This is a genomic window from Rhizobium binae (assembly GCF_017357225.1).
Lineage (GTDB): Bacteria > Pseudomonadota > Alphaproteobacteria > Rhizobiales > Rhizobiaceae > Rhizobium > Rhizobium binae.
Map to the genome: position 1 here is coordinate 939,365 of NZ_CP071604.1, position 16,615 is coordinate 955,979.

Annotated in this window: 17 protein-coding genes; 12 read left to right on the forward strand and 5 right to left on the reverse strand. The window is 62.1% G+C overall.

Annotated features, from left to right (window positions below):
• Positions 1 to 152 precede the first annotated feature (152 nt).
• Entirely contained in the window at positions 153 to 1,517 is a 1,365-nt protein-coding gene (locus J2J99_RS04500) for a putative bifunctional diguanylate cyclase/phosphodiesterase (protein ID WP_168297643.1), read from the forward strand.
• 227 nt (positions 1,518 to 1,744) lie between these two features.
• Here the strand turns inward: J2J99_RS04500 and J2J99_RS04505 are convergent, their stop codons facing one another.
• The 5 genes from J2J99_RS04505 to J2J99_RS04525 form a co-directional block, all read right to left on the reverse strand.
• Positions 1,745 to 2,350 (reverse strand): PRC-barrel domain-containing protein, encoded by a 606-nt coding sequence (locus J2J99_RS04505; protein ID WP_168297642.1) that lies wholly within the window; start codon positions 2,348 to 2,350, stop codon positions 1,745 to 1,747.
• A gap of 216 nt (positions 2,351 to 2,566) precedes the next feature.
• A complete protein-coding gene (locus tag J2J99_RS04510; protein ID WP_168297641.1) occupies positions 2,567 to 3,454 on the reverse strand; it encodes an SMP-30/gluconolactonase/LRE family protein in 888 nt (295 codons plus the stop codon).
• A gap of 4 nt (positions 3,455 to 3,458) precedes the next feature.
• Positions 3,459 to 4,091 carry a 2-dehydro-3-deoxy-6-phosphogalactonate aldolase gene (locus J2J99_RS04515; RefSeq protein ID WP_168297640.1) on the reverse strand — a complete coding sequence of 211 codons (633 nt, stop codon included), beginning with the start codon at positions 4,089 to 4,091 and terminating at the stop codon, positions 3,459 to 3,461.
• 13 nt (positions 4,092 to 4,104) lie between these two features.
• Positions 4,105 to 5,019 (reverse strand): 2-dehydro-3-deoxygalactonokinase, encoded by a 915-nt coding sequence (locus tag J2J99_RS04520; protein ID WP_168297639.1) that lies wholly within the window; start codon positions 5,017 to 5,019, stop codon positions 4,105 to 4,107.
• Positions 5,019 to 5,789, reverse strand: coding sequence for an SDR family NAD(P)-dependent oxidoreductase (locus J2J99_RS04525; RefSeq protein WP_168297638.1), 771 nt, complete (start codon positions 5,787 to 5,789; stop codon positions 5,019 to 5,021). The genes J2J99_RS04520 and J2J99_RS04525 overlap by 1 nt, the downstream gene beginning before the upstream one ends.
• A 93-nt stretch (positions 5,790 to 5,882) precedes the next feature.
• On the opposite strand from J2J99_RS04525, the gene J2J99_RS04530 reads away from it, so the two are divergent.
• The 11 genes from J2J99_RS04530 (at position 5,883) to J2J99_RS04580 (ending at position 16,615) form a co-directional block, all read left to right on the forward strand.
• Positions 5,883 to 6,680 (forward strand): IclR family transcriptional regulator, encoded by a 798-nt coding sequence (locus tag J2J99_RS04530; protein ID WP_168297637.1) that lies wholly within the window; start codon positions 5,883 to 5,885, stop codon positions 6,678 to 6,680.
• A gap of 234 nt (positions 6,681 to 6,914) precedes the next feature.
• On the forward strand, positions 6,915 to 7,652 hold the full coding sequence (locus tag J2J99_RS04535) for a helix-turn-helix transcriptional regulator (RefSeq protein ID WP_168297636.1): 738 nt from the start codon (positions 6,915 to 6,917) through the stop codon (positions 7,650 to 7,652).
• A gap of 237 nt (positions 7,653 to 7,889) precedes the next feature.
• Positions 7,890 to 8,156, forward strand: coding sequence for a hypothetical protein (locus J2J99_RS04540; protein ID WP_168297635.1), 267 nt, complete (start codon positions 7,890 to 7,892; stop codon positions 8,154 to 8,156).
• 25 nt (positions 8,157 to 8,181) lie between these two features.
• Positions 8,182 to 9,366 carry an Mrp/NBP35 family ATP-binding protein gene (locus J2J99_RS04545; protein ID WP_168297634.1) on the forward strand — a complete coding sequence of 395 codons (1,185 nt, stop codon included), beginning with the start codon at positions 8,182 to 8,184 and terminating at the stop codon, positions 9,364 to 9,366.
• Between the two features lie 435 nt (positions 9,367 to 9,801).
• Complete coding sequence (locus tag J2J99_RS04550; RefSeq protein WP_168297633.1) at positions 9,802 to 10,779, forward strand: magnesium transporter CorA family protein; 978 nt, start codon at positions 9,802 to 9,804, stop codon at positions 10,777 to 10,779.
• Positions 10,780 to 10,797: 18 nt separating this feature from the next.
• Positions 10,798 to 12,696 (forward strand): potassium transporter Kup, encoded by a 1,899-nt coding sequence (locus J2J99_RS04555; protein WP_168297632.1) that lies wholly within the window; start codon positions 10,798 to 10,800, stop codon positions 12,694 to 12,696.
• A 285-nt stretch (positions 12,697 to 12,981) separates the two neighbouring features.
• Positions 12,982 to 14,193 carry a cell wall hydrolase gene (locus J2J99_RS04560; protein WP_168297631.1) on the forward strand — a complete coding sequence of 404 codons (1,212 nt, stop codon included), beginning with the start codon at positions 12,982 to 12,984 and terminating at the stop codon, positions 14,191 to 14,193.
• Between the two features lie 272 nt (positions 14,194 to 14,465).
• Entirely contained in the window at positions 14,466 to 14,804 is a 339-nt protein-coding gene (locus J2J99_RS04565; RefSeq protein ID WP_168297630.1) for an AtpZ/AtpI family protein, read from the forward strand.
• 62 nt (positions 14,805 to 14,866) lie between these two features.
• On the forward strand, positions 14,867 to 15,619 hold the full coding sequence (locus J2J99_RS04570; protein ID WP_168297629.1) for a F0F1 ATP synthase subunit A: 753 nt from the start codon (positions 14,867 to 14,869) through the stop codon (positions 15,617 to 15,619).
• A gap of 67 nt (positions 15,620 to 15,686) precedes the next feature.
• Positions 15,687 to 15,914 (forward strand): F0F1 ATP synthase subunit C, encoded by a 228-nt coding sequence (locus J2J99_RS04575; protein WP_003588243.1) that lies wholly within the window; start codon positions 15,687 to 15,689, stop codon positions 15,912 to 15,914.
• Positions 15,915 to 15,991: 77 nt separating this feature from the next.
• Positions 15,992 to 16,615, forward strand: a complete 624-nt coding sequence (locus J2J99_RS04580; protein ID WP_168297628.1) for a F0F1 ATP synthase subunit B — start codon at positions 15,992 to 15,994, stop codon at positions 16,613 to 16,615.

Genomic DNA, 16,615 nt, shown 5'->3' on the forward strand with positions numbered 1-16,615 from the left:
GGCCGACTTCTCGTAACGGCATCCTGCTCTCGCTGACAGCGTCACCCCCGATATTGGGGCGGATCGAGCCGTCAGGGCGGCTGGTTCACTAGCGAATTGTTAAGAAATGCCGGTCATTCTCTGCTCGACTGCGGAGGAAAGCTCGGATTTGGATGATGAAATCGGCGGAAACGGCTTCCCTGGCCGTCAGTCACAGTGAGCTCCAGGCGATGGCCTATACCGATCCGCTGACCGGGTTGGGAAACCGCAATCGCATGCGCGAGAAGGTTCTGCAGATTTCCGCCGAGCGCGCCAGCGATCCGGCGCCTTTCACGATCGGCATTGCCAACCTCGACAGCTTCAAACCGATCAACGATCTTTTTGGCTCTTCGGCCGGCGATGAGATCCTCTGCCAGGTCGCTCACCGCCTCAAGGCCTGCATTCCGGACGGGGCGCTGGTCACCCGGCACGACGGCGACGAATTCGCCTTCGTGCTGCCGTTGATCTTCGAGCGGGCGAGTGCGGAGAAATTCGGCCAGATGATCCGCGAGGTGCTGTCGGCGCCCTATGATCTCGGCGACCGCAACGTCCGTCTCTCCGCCGCCTTCGGCTTTGCCATCTACCCCTTTGCCGGAGAGGACTGCGAGGAACTGCTGAAGAGCGCCGAAACCGCGCTCTATCGCTCCAAGCGCCGCGGCCGCGGCCAGATCACTGTCTATTCGCGTGAGATCGCCCAGGAGATGAAGCGCGCCACGCAGTTGGAGCAGGCGCTGAGAAACGCCATCATCTCAGACGCGATCGACGTGCATTTCCAGCCGATCGTCTCGTTATCAAACAATCAGGTCGTCGGCTTCGAGGCGCTGGCGCGCTGGAACGATCCCGATCTCGGCTTCGTTTCGCCCGGCGTCTTCGTGCCGCTTGCCGAAGAGCGCGGTTTCATTGACGCCTTGTCGGAAACGCTGCTGCGCAAGGCCGCCGAAGCAGCGCTTTCCTGGCCGCGCGACCTTTTTCTGTCGTTCAATCTTTCTTCGGCGCAACTGATGGACCCGGGCACGAGCGGCAGCATCCTGTCGATCCTGGGCCGGGTCGGCCTGGATCCGCATCGTCTGGAGCTGGAGATCACCGAGACGGCGGTGATGGGATCGGCCGACACCGCCCACCGCATCATCGCCGATCTGCGCGCCGCCGGCGTGCGCATTTCGCTCGACGATTTCGGCACCGGCCAGTCGAGCCTCGGACGCCTGCGCGACTTCATCTTCGACAAGATCAAGATCGACCGTGCCTTCGTTTCGCGCATCAATTCCGACCGCGCCTCCGAACACATCATCAAGGCGATCCTTGCCATGTGCGACGGCCTGGAACTGGAAGTGGTGGCCGAGGGAATAGAAGATTACGCCGAGGCGGTGAAACTGCGCACGCTCGGCTGCGGCATGGGCCAGGGCTATCATTTCGGCCGCCCGGCCGACGGCATTGCCACGTTGCGCTTCCTGCACGAGAACTACTACGACACGGCAATCACCGAGCGCGTCAGCGCATAAGCAATTCCAGCAAAAGTGCGCAGCGGTTTTGCGTCCGGAACTGCGCAGAGCAGGCAAACCAAATTCCAGCAAAAGTGCGCAGCGGTTTTGCGTCCGCAATTGCGCAGAGCAGGCAAACCAAATTCCAGCAAAAGTGTGCCGCGGTCTTGCCCTCGCAATCAGGTGAAGTAGAAAAGCGATGGCGCCCCTAGGAGCGCCATCGCCTACGCTATACTACCGCGCGCGGTTTACTTAGGCGTGGTCGAGCCGGTTGCCGTCGTATCGGTACCCGTTGCGGCCGGGGCCTTTTCGGCGGCCTGCATTGCCAGCGTCTTGAACTCAGGCGCGGCCTTCAGCGACTCAGCGGTTTCGCTGGTCGTCAGCTTGAGGCTGCCGTCCTGGGTGTTCTGGGCAACGGTGATCTTTTCCATCGGAACTGCGACATCCTTTTCGCCGATGCCGAGGAAGCCGCCGACGCCGACGATTGCGGCGACGATGCCGCCGTCCTTCTTCAGAATCAGGTCGTTGATGCTGCCGATGCTTTCGTTGTTGCCGTTATAGACCGACTGGCCGATATAGGAGTTGGCGCTGATCTGATCCGGAGCCTGCTCCGTCAGATAGGTGGCCTGAGCCATATCCGTGCTCGGTTTTGCGGCCGGAGCCTGCGCAGCATCGCCTGCGGGCTTGGTCACGTCAGGGGTGACCGGCTTCGGTGCAGCCGGATCGGCCGGCGCTGCCTGATTGGTCGCGGCGGGATCCGCAGGCTGCGGCGCGGTCTGCGAGAATGCCGCCGGTGCGAAAGCCGTGGCAAACAGGGCGCCAGCGGCAACGGTCGTCAAAAACTTGCGTGTCATGTCGAACCTACTTTCATTTCCCTAGTGTGAGCGCTGACCCGGCAATGATCCTTGCCGTGCCGGTTCGTAGGGAAAATGAGCGGTGCGCTGATTGGTTCCGATTGAAAACACGGAAAATTTCTCGATTTTCACGGAACTTTTATCGATGAATGGTGGCCGAAACGAAAAGGCGCCCCCGCTCGGGAGCGCCTTGAATGGTGGTCGCCAGAGGCCGTCTCAGATCACATAGGGGGGATCGAACACGCCCTTGACCTCGATGCCGAGTTCGAGCAGCGCGCCGGCCGAGGGCTGGGCCGAACGGGCATCCTCGTCGAGCCCTTCCCAGGCTGTCGTCACCGCGAGCCGGTCGGCATTGACGCCGATGAAGGCCGGGCAGGATGGCTGGACCGCGGGAACCTTGTAGCGCGAGATGCGCAGCCCATCGGGGTTGTAACGATCGACGACGCCGGCACCCCAGCGGGCATTCCAGATATAGCCGTCGGCATCGACCACCGAGCCATCGATGTCGCCGGGCTCGTTCATGCTGTCGACGAGCACGATCGGCTCGCCCGCCGGCAGGCCGGTCTGCGGATCGACCATAACGCGCATAAGCCGGTTGATGCGGGAGTCCGTATAATAGCCGATCGAACCGTCGGGCGAGAAGCAGATCGAATTCGGGATGCTGATGCCGTTGAAGATCTTCGTCACCTTGCCGGCCGCGACATGATAGATGGCGCCGGCCTGGCTTTCCGCCCGCTTGCTCATCGTGCCGATCCAGAGCGCGCCGGAGGGATGGGTGCGGCCGTCATTGGAGCGGTTTTCCGGCCTGTCATTTTCGAGCGCGGCGTAGAAGGTGAGGTTGCCGCTTGCCACGTCGCGGACGAAAAGCCCTTCCTCCGTCGCGATTAGCTGCCGTCCGGCATCGATGCGGGCCAACACGCTTGCCATGACAGGCAGCGGATGCACCTTTTTCTCCCCCGTCGCCAGCCTGAGTTCGTGCAACTCCTTGCCGAGGATGTTGAACCACCAGACCGTATTGCTGTCCGGATCATAAGTCGGCCCTTCGCCGAGGACGGAATTGGTGTTGCAAAGGGTCTTGCCTTCGAACTCGTAAATGTCGGTCATACGCTCACGCTCCCATGGCTGCATCATAGGCGTAAATGGTCGTCTTGGCACGCTCGGCAACCTCTGCCGCGGTCATTCCCGGCTTGTAGAGGCTGGTTCCGAGGCCGAAGGCGAAGATGCCGGCCTTGGTGTAATCGGCGAAATTCTTATCCGATACGCCGCCGACGGCGGCAATCGTCAGTTCCGGCGGCAGGATCGCCCGGATCGCCGTGATCCCGGAAGGACCCAGCACACTCGCCGGGAAGAATTTAAGCCCGGTGGCGCCGGCCCGCGCTGCGGCCAGTGCCTCGGTCGGCGTGAAGACGCCGGGCATCGTCACCATGCCGTATTGGCGCGCCCGGATGATTACCTCGGGTTCGACATTCGGCGTCACCAGCAGTTTGCCGCCGGCCGCATTCAGGCTGTCGACGGCCTCGACCGTCAGCACCGTGCCGGCGCCGATCAGCACCTCGGCGGGCGCCATCTTGGCGGCGATCTCGATCGATTTGAACGGCTCCGGCGAGTTGAGCGGAATTTCGATTGCCGTCAGGCCGTTGTCGATCAGCGCGCCGACGACGCTCTCGGTCTCGTCCGGCCGGATGCCGCGCAGGATGGCGATCAACGGGTGCTTCATGTCGGGGAAGGGGATACGGTTCATCGTGTCAGCTTTCTCAATTCGGCCAGATGGCTTCGGCGGCGGCCGATAGCCCGCGGCGCACGGCGGCGTCCGCATCGATGGCGGTGAAGGCAAGGGAGAGGGTTTTGAAGGCCTGTTCGTAGAGCGCCTGCAGGCGCCCGGAAGCGACGAGGGTGATGCCAGAGTTGGCGGCATCCTGCAGTGCGCCGGCGATCTCGAGGCCGATCAGCGTGCCGGAGAGCCGCGCTTGCGCGGCCGCGGCGGAAATTCCGTGCAGGAGCTGCCCGGAGCGAGCGGTAAAGAGCAGGTTGGAGGCAAGGGCCGGGCGGGCGAAAGCGGCCGAGACCGCTGCCCCGAAGGCTGCCGCATCGGCCGGCTGCTCCTCGGCCCCGGCAACGGCATGCGACAGGATCGTGTGTTTGCTGATCGCGTCGAAGAGTTCGCCGGTCATGAAGGTGGAAAAGCCGGTCACCTCGCCATCCGTCACATGCACCCACTTCGAGTGCGTGCCGGGCATGCAGACCGCCTGAGCGCCGACGCTTGTGCCGCCGAGGGCGCCGAGAAGCTGGGTTTCCTCGCCGCGCATGACGTCGGGTGCCGCGGCATCCCGCTGGGCAAGGCCCGGCAGAATGCGGATGTCGCGGCTTTCGCCCGGCACGCGGACGGCGGCAGTCAGGATCGAGCCGAGCGGGGCGGGCACGTCGATATAACCGGCCTCAACCCAGCCCTGCCTTGCGCCGGCCATGCCGCAGACGATCACCGGCAGGCTTTCCGGCGCCGCGATGGCGGCGAGATGGCCTGATAGCACGGCGGAAAAGCCGGTCTTTGCCGCGCTGGTCATGCCTTCGCCGCTGCGGCGTTCGGCAAGCACGCTGCCGTCCTGGGCCATCAGCCAGAGCCGGAAACTGCTGGTGCCCCAGTCCACCGCGACATAAGCCGGATTAGCCATTACAAAACGCCTCCATCGACAATCAGGGACTGGGCGGTCATTCCGGCCGCGCAGTCGGATGCAAGAAACAGGCAGGGGCCGACGATCGCATCGGCTTTGAGCGGGACTTTCAGGCATTGCCGCTCGACCGAGCGGGTGATGCTCTCTTCGGTCAGCCACAACTGCATCTGCCGTTCGGTGACGACCATGCCGGGCAGGATGCAGTTGACCCGGATATTCTCCGGGCCCAGCCTGCCTGCCATGCTCTTCGTCAGGCCGACGACCGCCGCCTTTGCTGCCGCATAGGCGGGAAACCCGCCCATGTTCAGCTTGAAGGCGATCGATGACATATTGACGATCGCACCGCCGCCGGCCGCCCGCATCGATGGCGCGACCGCCTGCGAGGTGAAGAATACATGCCGCAGGTTGACCGCCTGGTTGTTGTCCCAATAGGCCTCGGTGACCGCGTCGAATTCGTGGCGGTCGTCCCAGGCGGCATTGTTGACGAGCACCCGGATCGGCCCGGAAGCGGCAACGACCCGATCGACGGTGCGCCGAATCGCCTCGATGTCGCGCAGATCCGCATGATAGAAGGAAACCGGATGGGCGGTCTGGCCCGACAGAGTTTCGGCAAGCGCGTTGCCGGCGGCCTCGGCAATGTCGATGAAGGACACCTTGGCGCCCTGGCGCGCGAAGCCTTCGACGATCGCGGCACCGATGCCTGATCCGCCGCCGGTGACGAGTACGGTTCGGTCTCTGAACTCCGGAAACTGGGCTGACGTCACGGTCATCGTCTCCTCCCGATGTTCCATTATTTGGAACTTAATTTGACTATATGGAATTATCGAATTATGCTGCCCTTTCTGTCAAGGGCGGATGAGACGATGAATGCAAGCGGCGACGGCATGGCACAGGCACGCGAGACCGGCACGCTCGGCAAGCTGATGGTGCTGCTCGATCTCGTCACCCATGCGGACGCGCCGCTGCGGTTCACCGATATCCTGTCGCTCGCCGGCCAGCCGCGCGGCACCCTGCATCGCCAGCTCAGCCACCTCGTCGAGGAAGGACTGCTCGAGCTCGACGGCGACGGCCGCTATTCGCCGGGCCTGCGCCTGCTCGATTTCGCCGCCCGCAGCTGGGCGCGCAATGAATTCCGCCTCATTGCCGAACCGCACCTTGCCGATCTGCAGCAGGCGACCGGAGAGACCGTGCATCTCGGTGTTCTCAGGGGGCAGTCGATCATCTATCTCGACAAGGTCGAAGGCCGCCAGCCGGTGCGGATGTATTCGCAGATCGGCAATGCTTCGCCCTGTTACTGCACCGGCGTCGGCAAGGCCGCCCTTTCGTTGCTTCCGGCCGAGAGCCTGGCCGATCTCCTCGCCGGCGTGAATTTCACTCGCTTTACCGCCGCCACCCATGCTTCTCCCTCAAGTCTACTCGCCGAAATCCGCGAGATCGCCAATCAGGGCTATGCTTTCGATCGTGAGGAGCATGAGGCCGGCATCCGCTGCGTCGCCGCACCCATCTGGTCGGAGGATCGGACTTTTCTCGGCGGCGTCTCGATCACCGGCCCGGCCTATCGCCTGTCGATGGAACTTCTCGCCCAATGGACCGTTCCGGTTCGACGGACGGCCGAAAGGATCATGGAAGGCATGCGCATCCGTCTCGGCCCGCGTCGCTAAAGACCGATACGGAAGAAATTTGCTCTCCGCCCTTGCCGAACGCGATTGGAGAGCATGCTTATGATGAGGGCGTTATTGAGATTTGCCGGCGAATCACGACAACTGGAAATAGTCAGCGAAATCGACAACACCTGTCGGCCGAACAATTAATGCTACGGCCGATTGCATTTGATCCGCAATCGCCATTTCCTAGTGCAAGCGAATCGGCCGCGGCGCCGAAGACGAAGAAACGTGATGGAACACTTGTCGAAAACATCCACGGAACAAGAAGACGATTACATCAGGGAAATTGCGGGCCTGAAGACCCAGTTCGACATTTTCCGGTTCATGAAACGCGTGACCGAAGCCTATCGCTCCCGCGCCTTCATGGTTCTCAATCTGCCGCCGATCACATCCCTCGATCTTCAGGGCAACACCGTCATCACCAGCTGGCCGGCCGAGCTTCTGGCGCTTTACGACCAGGAGGGATTGATGGTGAACAGCCCGGTTCTGCGGCGGCTGAGAACATCGGCGCGGCCCTTCTTTTACGACATGTCGCGACAGACCTGGTCGCGCGACGACGGCAAGTCCGCCCTGGTCGTCGGGCTGTTCGAACGTTTCAGGATGATGCGTTGCGCCTATTTCCCGACGCATGAGCCCTCCGGCCTGCGCGGCGCCGTCTCCTTCGCCGGCGATCGCGAACCCTTCAGCCCGGGCGAGATGCGCGAGCTTTGTTATATCGCCATCCATGTCTTCGACCGGCTTGCCGAGATACGCAACCTCGATACCCGCGTCACCGATGCGCTGACCGACCGCGAGATCGATTGCCTCAACTGGACGGCGGCCGGCAAGACCAGCGCCGAGATCGCCGAAATCCTGGTGCTGTCCGAGCATACGGTCAATCATTACCTCAACCGCGCCACCAAGAAGCTTGACACCGTCAACCGCACCCAGGCCGTCGCCAAGGCGCTGCGGATCGGCTTGATCAAATAAGTTGCAAAGACGGCAATCGGCTCCGGCCGACCGCTTAGCGCGTAGGCAGATCGGAGCGCCTTCCCGGCGCTTGCGCGCGGTTTTCCAGCTTTTTCCATCTGGCACGCTTTCTGCATCTCTTCTGCCAGAGGTCCAGAGGGGACTTTGCTGACCAGCGCCAGGAAATGGCGCGGCCGACACACCGCCGTCCGACGCCGATGCCGCTTCTCTCCTGGGCTTCGGCATCGGCGGCGGTTGTTGCCTTTCGGCACCGTTTCTTGCGCAGCTGTTCTCGATTTCCTCTTGCCGGTCACTTTTTTCTGGCCTTTTTTTTGGCTTGCGCTAGTTCGCCCTGCATTGCGCCGGTTCTCGGGGAGAGACCGTTGCGGCCATCAGGGCGAAAGCCCGGCGGACTTGATGGCCGCAACGGATTTCGAATTCCGGCCGGCGTTTTTCAAAGCCGGCAAATCGATTTTCCGCTCGATGATTTTGTTTGGCGAAGACGTGCGCCTCCACTATCTGTGATCCAAGAAGAAGCAGTGAGGGTGGAATGACCGACGTCACCAAGGAACAGGTTCTCGAAACGCTGAAGACCGTGCGCGGACCGGATCTCGAGCATGATATCGTCGCGCTCGGCATGGTTTCCGATGTGTTCATCTCCGACGGCAAGGTCTATTTCTCCATCACCGTCCCGGCCGAGCGCGCCAGGGAGCTGGAGCCGATGCGGCTCGCCGCCGAGCGCGTCATCAAGGAAATGCCTGGTGTCAAAGGTGCGCTCGTCACGCTGACCGCCGACAGGAAGGCGGCGGCCGCAACGCCCGCTGCCCGCCCGGCGCCGAACCCGCCGCATGGCCATGCCGGTCATGATCATGGCGGCCACGATCATCCGCATCACGCCCATGCGCCCCAGCAGCAGCCGCCGCGGGCCGGCAAGATCGGCGTTCCCGGCATCGGCGCCATCATCGCCGTCGCCTCTGGCAAGGGCGGGGTCGGCAAGTCCACTACCGCTGTCAACCTGGCACTCGGCCTGCTCGCCAACGGCCTTCGCGTCGGCATTCTCGATGCTGATATCTACGGCCCTTCGATGCCGCGACTGCTGAAGATATCCGGCCGCCCGACGCAGATCGACGGCCGCATCATCAATCCGATGGAGAACTACGGCCTCAAGGTGATGTCGATGGGCTTCCTCGTCGATGAGGAGACGGCGATGATCTGGCGCGGGCCGATGGTTCAGTCGGCGCTGTTGCAGATGCTGCGCGAAGTCGCCTGGGGCGAGCTCGACGTCCTCGTCGTCGACATGCCGCCCGGCACCGGCGATGCGCAATTGACCATGGCCCAGCAGGTGCCGCTTGCCGGCGCCGTCATCGTCTCGACGCCGCAGGATCTCGCTTTGATCGATGCCCGCAAGGGCCTCAACATGTTCCGCAAGGTCGAGGTGCCGGTACTCGGCATCGTCGAGAACATGAGCTATTTCATCGCCCCCGACACCGGCACCCGTTACGACATCTTCGGCCATGGCGGCGCCCGCAAGGAGGCCGAGCGCATCGGCGTGCCCTTCCTCGGCGAAGTGCCGCTGACGATGAATATCCGTGAAACCTCCGACGCCGGCACCCCGCTCGTTGCCTCCGACCCGAACGGCATCGTCGCCGGCATCTATCGCGGCATCGCCGCCAAGGTCTGGGAGCAGCTTGGCGGCCAGTCCCGGCGCCCGCCTCCGGCGATCGTCTTCGAATAGCGCGGGCTGACGGAGCCGGCATGACGGCACACAGCAAGGCCAGGCGCCGAATCATCGCTGCAATCACCCCAATTGTGGGGGAAACGTGGTGAAAAGCCGCGCTTCACGGAAGATGTCTTGATTATTTCACGGCTTTGCTTCATATGCCGCGGCGCCATGATGGCGTTGCTGCGGATGCTCAATGATGGCCGCCTCCGTTTCGAAGGTTTTGGCCCGCCTGCAAGATCGAAGGATTGGTAACTGCGATGCGGTGGAGCACAATGCGCATGCTGGCCTTTAAGGCCGGATGCAGCCGGAGTTTTATGAACTTTCTAGATCCGCTTCCGTTTGGACCTGGGACGAGCCACCCTCGCATTGCCGCGATGGCGGCCGCACGGAAAGGCTTTCGATGATGGCGATGACCACGAACTGTCGTGAGCATCGGGGATGTTGCCGGTGATCACCGCTTACAGTTCCAGTTGCAAGTCGGTCGATATCCGCGACCTGTCGCAGCCGGCATCCTTTCCCCGGGATGTCGTGTGGATCGACATGATCGAGCCGACCCGCGAAGAGGAGCTTTATGTCGAGAAGGTTCTCGGCATCGAGGTTCCAACCCGCGACGATCTCAAGGATATCGAGCCTTCCGCCCGTCTTTACGTCGAAAACGACGCCGTCTTCATGACCGCTTCGCTCGTCTGGAAAGCTGATACCGACGCGCCGACGCTGACCGATGTCGCTTTCATCCTGGCCGGAAACTGCCTGGTCACTATCCGTTACGCCCATCCCAAATCCTTCGCGCTGTTCATCGCCGCCCTTCACCGGCTGCCGGAAAACTGGCGCAGCGGCGCGGCCCTTCTTGCCAAGCTGCTGGAGACGATCGTCGACCGGACCGCCGAAATCCTCGAAATCTCCGTCTCGCGTATCGACATCCTCTCCACCCATGTCTTCGGCGACCGCGCGAAAAAGGTGCGCAAGCCGTCGAACTACCTTGAGGAAAAACTGCGGGATATTGCCGGTCATCACCGCATGATCAGCAAGCTGCGCGACAGTATCGGTTCGCTGTCCCGGCTGCTCACCTTCTTTCACACGATCCCGGCGATCCAGCAGGACCGCGAGGCCAAGGAGCTCTGCCGCACAATTTCGCGCGATATCCAGTCGCTGTCGGAGCACGCCGCCTTCATCGCCGCCAACATCACCTTCCTGCTCGACGCCTCGCTCGGCCTGATCAACATTGAGCAGAACTCGATCATCAAGATATTCTCGATCGCCTCGGTCGTGTTCCTGCCGCCGACCTTGGTCGCCTCGATCTACGGCATGAACTTTCAGGTCATGCCGGAACTGGCCTGGACGGCCGGCTACCCCTATTCGCTGGCTTTGATGGTGATATCAGCCGTCATCCCCTTTTTCTTTTTTCGCTGGAAAGGCTGGCTCTGAGGAGCCTGTTGTAATTTCATGTCCGAAGAGAGCCACCCGCACGATCGCCATATGACGCCGCGCAAGCTGTTCTATCTGGCGCTCGGTTCCGTCGGCGTCGTCTACGGCGACATCGGCACCAGCCCGCTCTATGCTTTTCGCGAGGCGCTGAAGCCGGTTGCCCATGACGGCGTCACCCGTTTCGAGGTCATCAGCCTGATTTCACTGATGATCTGGGCGCTGACCATCATTGTCACCATCAAATATGTGCTGTTCCTGCTGCGCGCCGATAACGACGGCGAGGGCGGCACGCTGTCGCTGCTCGCCCTTCTGATGAAGACCGCCAACGGTCATACCGCCCTGCTGATGCTGCTTGGGCTGATGGGCGCTGCGCTGTTTCTCGGCGATGCGATGATCACCCCGGCGCTTTCGGTGCTGTCGGCCGTCGAGGGCCTGAAGCTCGTGACGCCCAGCCTGTCGGAATATATCGTGCCGATCTCGGTGGTGATCCTGGCGCTGCTCTTTGTGGTGCAGTCACGCGGCACCGGCGCGGTGGCAAAATTCTTCGGCCCGATCACCGCCATCTGGTTCGTCGTCATGGCCGCCGCCGGCATTTCTCACATCTCCGACGACTTCGGCATTCTTGCCGCCTTCAATCCCTATTATGCCGTCAGCTTCCTGCTGCATGAGGGCTTCTACGGCGTCGTCGTGCTTGGCGCCGTCTTCCTGACGGTGACCGGCGCAGAGGCGCTTTATGCCGATCTCGGCCATTTCGGCCGCCGCCCCATTCAATGGGCCTGGTTCGCACTGGTGTTTCCGGCGCTGACGCTGAACTATCTCGGGCAGGGCGCTCTCGTGCTCGGCAGGCCGGAGACGATGTCCGATCCCTTCTATCTGATGTATCCGCAATGGGCGCTGCTGCCGGTCGTCATCCTTGCGACCGCCGCGACGATCATCGCCAGCCAGGCCGTCATCACGGGGGCCTTTTCGCTGGTGCGCCAGGGCATCAACCTCGGCTTCCTGCCGCGCATGGAAATTCTCTTCACCTCGGAAACCAATACCGGGCAGATCTTCCTGCCGTCGGTCAATGCCGTGCTGTTCTTCGGCGTCATCTTCCTGGTATTGGGCTTCAAGACCTCGGACGCGCTGGCGACCGCCTACGGCATTTCCGTCACTGGCGCCATGGTCGTCACCTCGATCATGGCCTTCGAATTCGTCCGCGCCCGCTGGAACTGGTCGCTGCCGGTTGCCGTAATGGCGCTTGCGCCGCTGGTCGTCCTCGAAATGATCTTCCTCGGCGCCAACCTGTTGAAGATTCACGACGGCGGTTATATCCCGATCCTGATCGCCAGCGCCTTTACCGTCGTCATGTGGACCTGGCGCCGCGGCACGGCGATCCTGATGGAAAAGACCCGCCACACCGATATTCCGCTCGCCTCCTTCGTCAGTTCCATCGAGCGCAAGAGCGAACATTCGCCGGCCCAGGTTCCCGGCACGGCGATCTTCCTGACCAGCGATCCGGAATCGGCACCCGCCGCCCTCCTGCACAATCTCAAACACAACCACGTGCTGCACGACCGTAACGTCATCCTGACGATCCGCACGGTCAACAAGCCGCGTGTGCCGAGCCACGACCGTTATAAGGTCGAGCAGATCTCCGAGCGCTTCTCGCGTGTCGAACTGCTGTTCGGCTTCATGGAATCGCAGAACGTCTCGCAGGCCCTGGCGACGCTGCGCAAGACCGGGTTGAAGTTCGACATCATGTCGACCTCCTTCTATCTCGGCCGCCGCAAGCTGGTGCCGGACGCCAAGTCAGGCATGCCCTACTGGCAGGACCGGCTCTACATCGCGCTCGCCAACGCCGCCGCCAATCCCTCGGACTACTTCCGCCTGCCGGCCAACCGCGTGGTGGAACTGGGGTCTCATGTGATTATTTGACGGGTGAAGGGGCGAGGACGACAATACTGACGCGGGTGTCCGCGCTTTGACTTCTTCCGCCACCTCTCCTCCGTCATGCTCGGCCTTGAGCCGAGCATCAACGCCGGGTCCACCAGCAGCTGTGGCATGGATCCTTGGCTCAAGGCCGAGATGACGGAGACCGGTGATGCGTTTCCGTCAAATCGCCTTCGAAATTTGCAGCCGCATTCGAACATCCAGAACTTCGCATAGCCACATTCCGGCACGCCCCGTTAACCGGGCGTCAAGGTTAATGAGAGATTTTCGATGGAATGTTCCCGCGTTCCATGCCCGGAGTTCGTGTTGCGTCGAAAGAGCCCTTCCCGTAGCAAGCTGCGTCTTCTTCCCGAGAACTGGGTGTCGCCTGTCGTCTTCGGGCTCGCCTGCTGGCTGATCTTCCCGAGCGTCGCCTCCCACGCCGATCTCGCCACCCTGCTCGCCGGTCTCGATCGTGAGGGCGATAGCTGGCGTATGGTGCTGACCAATTCTCCCGCAGGCTCCATTCATCAGGCCGAACTCGCCTTTGCCGATCCAGAAGTGACGGGTTCGATCTCGTCGGGCGCCGGCATGGAGCTGCCCGATGGCCGCAAGGTTGCCTTCACGTCCAAGGAGAAGGGCCACGAGGACACCCCGGACGAGGATCGCGTCAACCGCGGCATGAAGAAAGGCCGTATCGTCGCCGTCGAAAAGATGCAGCCGCCGAAGGATTTTTCCGCCGGCTCCATCCTCGAGCGCACCAGGATGCTGTTCACCCCGAGCTTCGATCTCAAAGAGCGCTCGGCCTTCGTCAAGCCGAAGATCCAGGGCAAGGAAATCGAGATCGCCACTTCTTTCTATAGGAAGCAGCCGGTGATTAAGGATCATGGCGTGCCGGCGATGCTCGCAAGCCTGGTCACCAGCAACAAGGCCGATGTGCTGGCCACCGCTTACGCGCCGGCCGCACCCGACTATGCCCGCCAGTCACCGTTCGATTCGATCCTGACCGACCAGGACAGCGGCCGCTTCGTCCCCGAGATCGGCCCGCGTGATCACGCCTGGGCCGCAAGCGTGCTGCCGGCAAGCGTCTTTTCCGCCCGCGAGCAGCAATGTCTTGCCTCCGGCATCTATTTCGAGGCGCGCGGAGAATCGGTAAAGGGCCAGGCGGCCGTTGCCCAGGTCATCCTGAACCGCGTCCGCAACCCCGCCTATCCGAAAAGCATCTGCGGCGTCGTCTATCAGAACGAGGATTGGCGCAACCGCTGCCAGTTTTCCTTCGCCTGCGACGCCATCAAGGACAGGGTGAATTCGGAATATCACTGGCGGGTCGCCCGCGACGTGGCGATGGCGGTGACATCGGGCAAGATCTGGCTGCCGCAGGTGGGCTCGGCGACCCACTACCACGCCGTCTACGTTCGCCCGAAATGGGCAAAGACCATGGAAAAAGTCGGCCGCATCGGTCTCCATGTCTTCTACCGCACCTATGGCGGCGGCTGGAGCTGAGATAAATCGTCCGGGTCCGGCCGATTTCCGGCCCCGAAAAGCGGATTCTTTCCGTCGAATTTGCGCGATCGGCCTGTGATCGCTTTATCCCTTTGATTCGACGAGGTTATTTTCTCGCTGGACAGAAGCTGTCTACGCCTTGACTATACCAATCCCTAAAACTATGTTGCGCGCGACTTCAGAACGGGCCGGAAGGGTCTCAACCTTCGCGTCGGGGGTCCGAATGACCGGGGTAGCGGGAGTGCGGGCGACGGGCAGGCGAGGAGAGATCCATGGCGGACGACCGCGAGGAAAGTCTTGATAAGCGCCGTGCGCAGCTGGGAGCGGAACTCGCGACCAAGCGCGTCGAGGCGAAGGTGGACGAGGCAAACGAAGCCCGCGCCGAGGTAAGCCGCAAAGGTTATGCCCAGGCGATGAAGCTTTCGAGCGAGTTCATTGCCGCCATCATCGTCGGTGCTGTCCTTGGCTATCTCCTCGACCGTTTTGTTGGCACGGCGCCTTGGGGGTTGATTGTTCTTCTGCTTCTCGGATTCTGTGCCGGCGTTCTGAACGTGTTGCGTTCTGCGGGGGTGGTGGCCCATCCCCTGGACGACAAGGACGACAAGAAATAAGGACCGGTCCCGGTCCAGTGCAATGACCCCGCGTCCTGCGGGCCAACGAGAGAGAACAAGCGGTGTCTAACGATCCGACTCATCAGTTCCTGATCCAGAAGATTGTCCCGATCGAAATCGGCGGAATTGATTTTTCGTTCACCAACGCCTCGCTGTTCATGGTCGTTTCGGCCGCCGCCGCTGCGGGCTTCCTCTATTTCGCGACCTCGAACCGCGCCATCGTGCCGGGCCGTTCGCAGTCTATCGCGGAAATGTCCTATGAATTCATCGCCAATATGCTGAAGGAAGGCGCGGGCAAGCAGGGAATGAAGTTCTTCCCGCTGGTCTTCTCGCTCTTCATGTTCGTCCTGACGGCGAACCTGCTCGGCATGTTCCCCTATTTCTTCACGGTGACCAGCCAGATCATCGTCACCTTCGCGCTGGCTATCCTCGTCATCGGCACGGTGCTCGTCTACGGCTTCTATAAGCACGGCTTCCACTTCCTGAACGTTTTCGTGCCCTCGGGCGTGCCGGGCATTCTGTTGCCGCTGGTCGTCACAATCGAAATCATTTCCTTCCTATCCCGTCCGATTTCGCTCTCCGTTCGTCTTTTCGCAAACATGCTCGCCGGTCACATCACGCTGAAGGTGTTCGCAGGCTTCGTCGCCTCGCTTGGAGCCCTCGGTGCAGTCGGTGTCGGCGGAGCCGTTCTTCCCCTGATCATGACCGTCGCCCTGACCGGTCTCGAGTTCCTCGTCGCCTTCCTCCAGGCTTACGTCTTTGCGGTGCTGACTTGCATGTACCTCAACGACGCGATCCATCCGGGCGGGCACTAAGGATAACGACATCGACGTCAAAGGGCGTCAGTCATTCGCCGCAACAACCATTTCAAAGGAGTTCAACATGGAAGCGGAAGCAGCAAAGTTCATCGGTGCAGGTCTGGCTTGCTTTGGTATGGCCGGTACGGCTCTCGGCCTCGGCAATATCTTCGGCAGCTACCTCTCCGGCGCTCTGCGCAATCCGTCTGCCGCTGACAGCCAGTTCGGCCGTCTGGTATTCGGCTTCGCCGTTACGGAAGCTCTGGGCATCTTCTCGCTGCTCGTCGCTCTCCTCCTGCTCTTCGCCGTCTGATATCGGCGGATAGATGGATCACGGCCTGCGACCGCAAGCCGTGATCCTTTGCATTTGCAGTCCACCTGGAGGTGAGCATGTTTTTTGTGACCCCGGCTTACGCTGAAGAAGCACCGGCGGCAGCGACTGGCACGGATGCGCATGCCGCTCCTGCCGCAGGCGAGGTCCACACCGAGACCGGCGTTGCCGAAGGCGAACACGCCCGTGGCCCGTTCCCGCCTTTCGATTCGACGACCTACGCATCCCAGCTGCTCTGGCTGGTGATTACGTTCAGCGTCTTCTACCTCCTTATGCAGAAGGTCATCGCGCCGCGCATCGGGGCCATCCTCGATCAGCGCCACACGCGCATCTCCCAGGACCTGGATGAAGCAGGCCGCCTGAAGGCGGAAGCCGACGCCGCCGTCCGGACCTATGAAGGCGAACTGGCCGCTGCCCGCGCCAAGTCGAATGCGATCGCCTCCGCCGCCCGCGACGCCGCCAAGGCCAGGGCCGAAGAGGATCGCCGCGCTGTCGAGGCGAGCCTGTCGGAAAAGATCAAGGCTGCCGAAGTCCGCATCGCCGACATCAAGGCGAAGGCTTTCGCCGATGTCGGCACCATTGCCGAGGAAACGGCGGCTGCCGTCGTCGAACAGCTGATCGGCGGCACGGCTGCCCAGGCTGATGTCGCCGCCGCCGTCGCGGCCGCCAAGAAGGAGGCTTGA

What these genes read in the sequence shown, in the direction of transcription:
- J2J99_RS04500 (WP_168297643.1), top strand. Translation starts at nt 153, where the DNA reads ATGATGAAATCGGCGGAAACGGCTTCCCTGGCCGTCAGTCACAGTGAG.
- J2J99_RS04505 (WP_168297642.1), bottom strand. Translation starts at nt 2,350, where the DNA reads ATGACACGCAAGTTTTTGACGACCGTTGCCGCTGGCGCCCTGTTTGCC.
- J2J99_RS04510 (WP_168297641.1), bottom strand. Translation starts at nt 3,454, where the DNA reads ATGACCGACATTTACGAGTTCGAAGGCAAGACCCTTTGCAACACCAAT.
- J2J99_RS04515 (WP_168297640.1), bottom strand. Translation starts at nt 4,091, where the DNA reads ATGAACCGTATCCCCTTCCCCGACATGAAGCACCCGTTGATCGCCATC.
- J2J99_RS04520 (WP_168297639.1), bottom strand. Translation starts at nt 5,019, where the DNA reads ATGGCTAATCCGGCTTATGTCGCGGTGGACTGGGGCACCAGCAGTTTC.
- J2J99_RS04525 (WP_168297638.1), bottom strand. Translation starts at nt 5,789, where the DNA reads ATGACCGTGACGTCAGCCCAGTTTCCGGAGTTCAGAGACCGAACCGTA.
- J2J99_RS04530 (WP_168297637.1), top strand. Translation starts at nt 5,883, where the DNA reads ATGAATGCAAGCGGCGACGGCATGGCACAGGCACGCGAGACCGGCACG.
- J2J99_RS04535 (WP_168297636.1), top strand. Translation starts at nt 6,915, where the DNA reads ATGGAACACTTGTCGAAAACATCCACGGAACAAGAAGACGATTACATC.
- J2J99_RS04545 (WP_168297634.1), top strand. Translation starts at nt 8,182, where the DNA reads ATGACCGACGTCACCAAGGAACAGGTTCTCGAAACGCTGAAGACCGTG.
- J2J99_RS04555 (WP_168297632.1), top strand. Translation starts at nt 10,798, where the DNA reads ATGTCCGAAGAGAGCCACCCGCACGATCGCCATATGACGCCGCGCAAG.
- J2J99_RS04560 (WP_168297631.1), top strand. Translation starts at nt 12,982, where the DNA reads ATGGAATGTTCCCGCGTTCCATGCCCGGAGTTCGTGTTGCGTCGAAAG.
- J2J99_RS04565 (WP_168297630.1), top strand. Translation starts at nt 14,466, where the DNA reads ATGGCGGACGACCGCGAGGAAAGTCTTGATAAGCGCCGTGCGCAGCTG.
- J2J99_RS04575 (WP_003588243.1), top strand. Translation starts at nt 15,687, where the DNA reads ATGGAAGCGGAAGCAGCAAAGTTCATCGGTGCAGGTCTGGCTTGCTTT.
- J2J99_RS04580 (WP_168297628.1), top strand. Translation starts at nt 15,992, where the DNA reads ATGTTTTTTGTGACCCCGGCTTACGCTGAAGAAGCACCGGCGGCAGCG.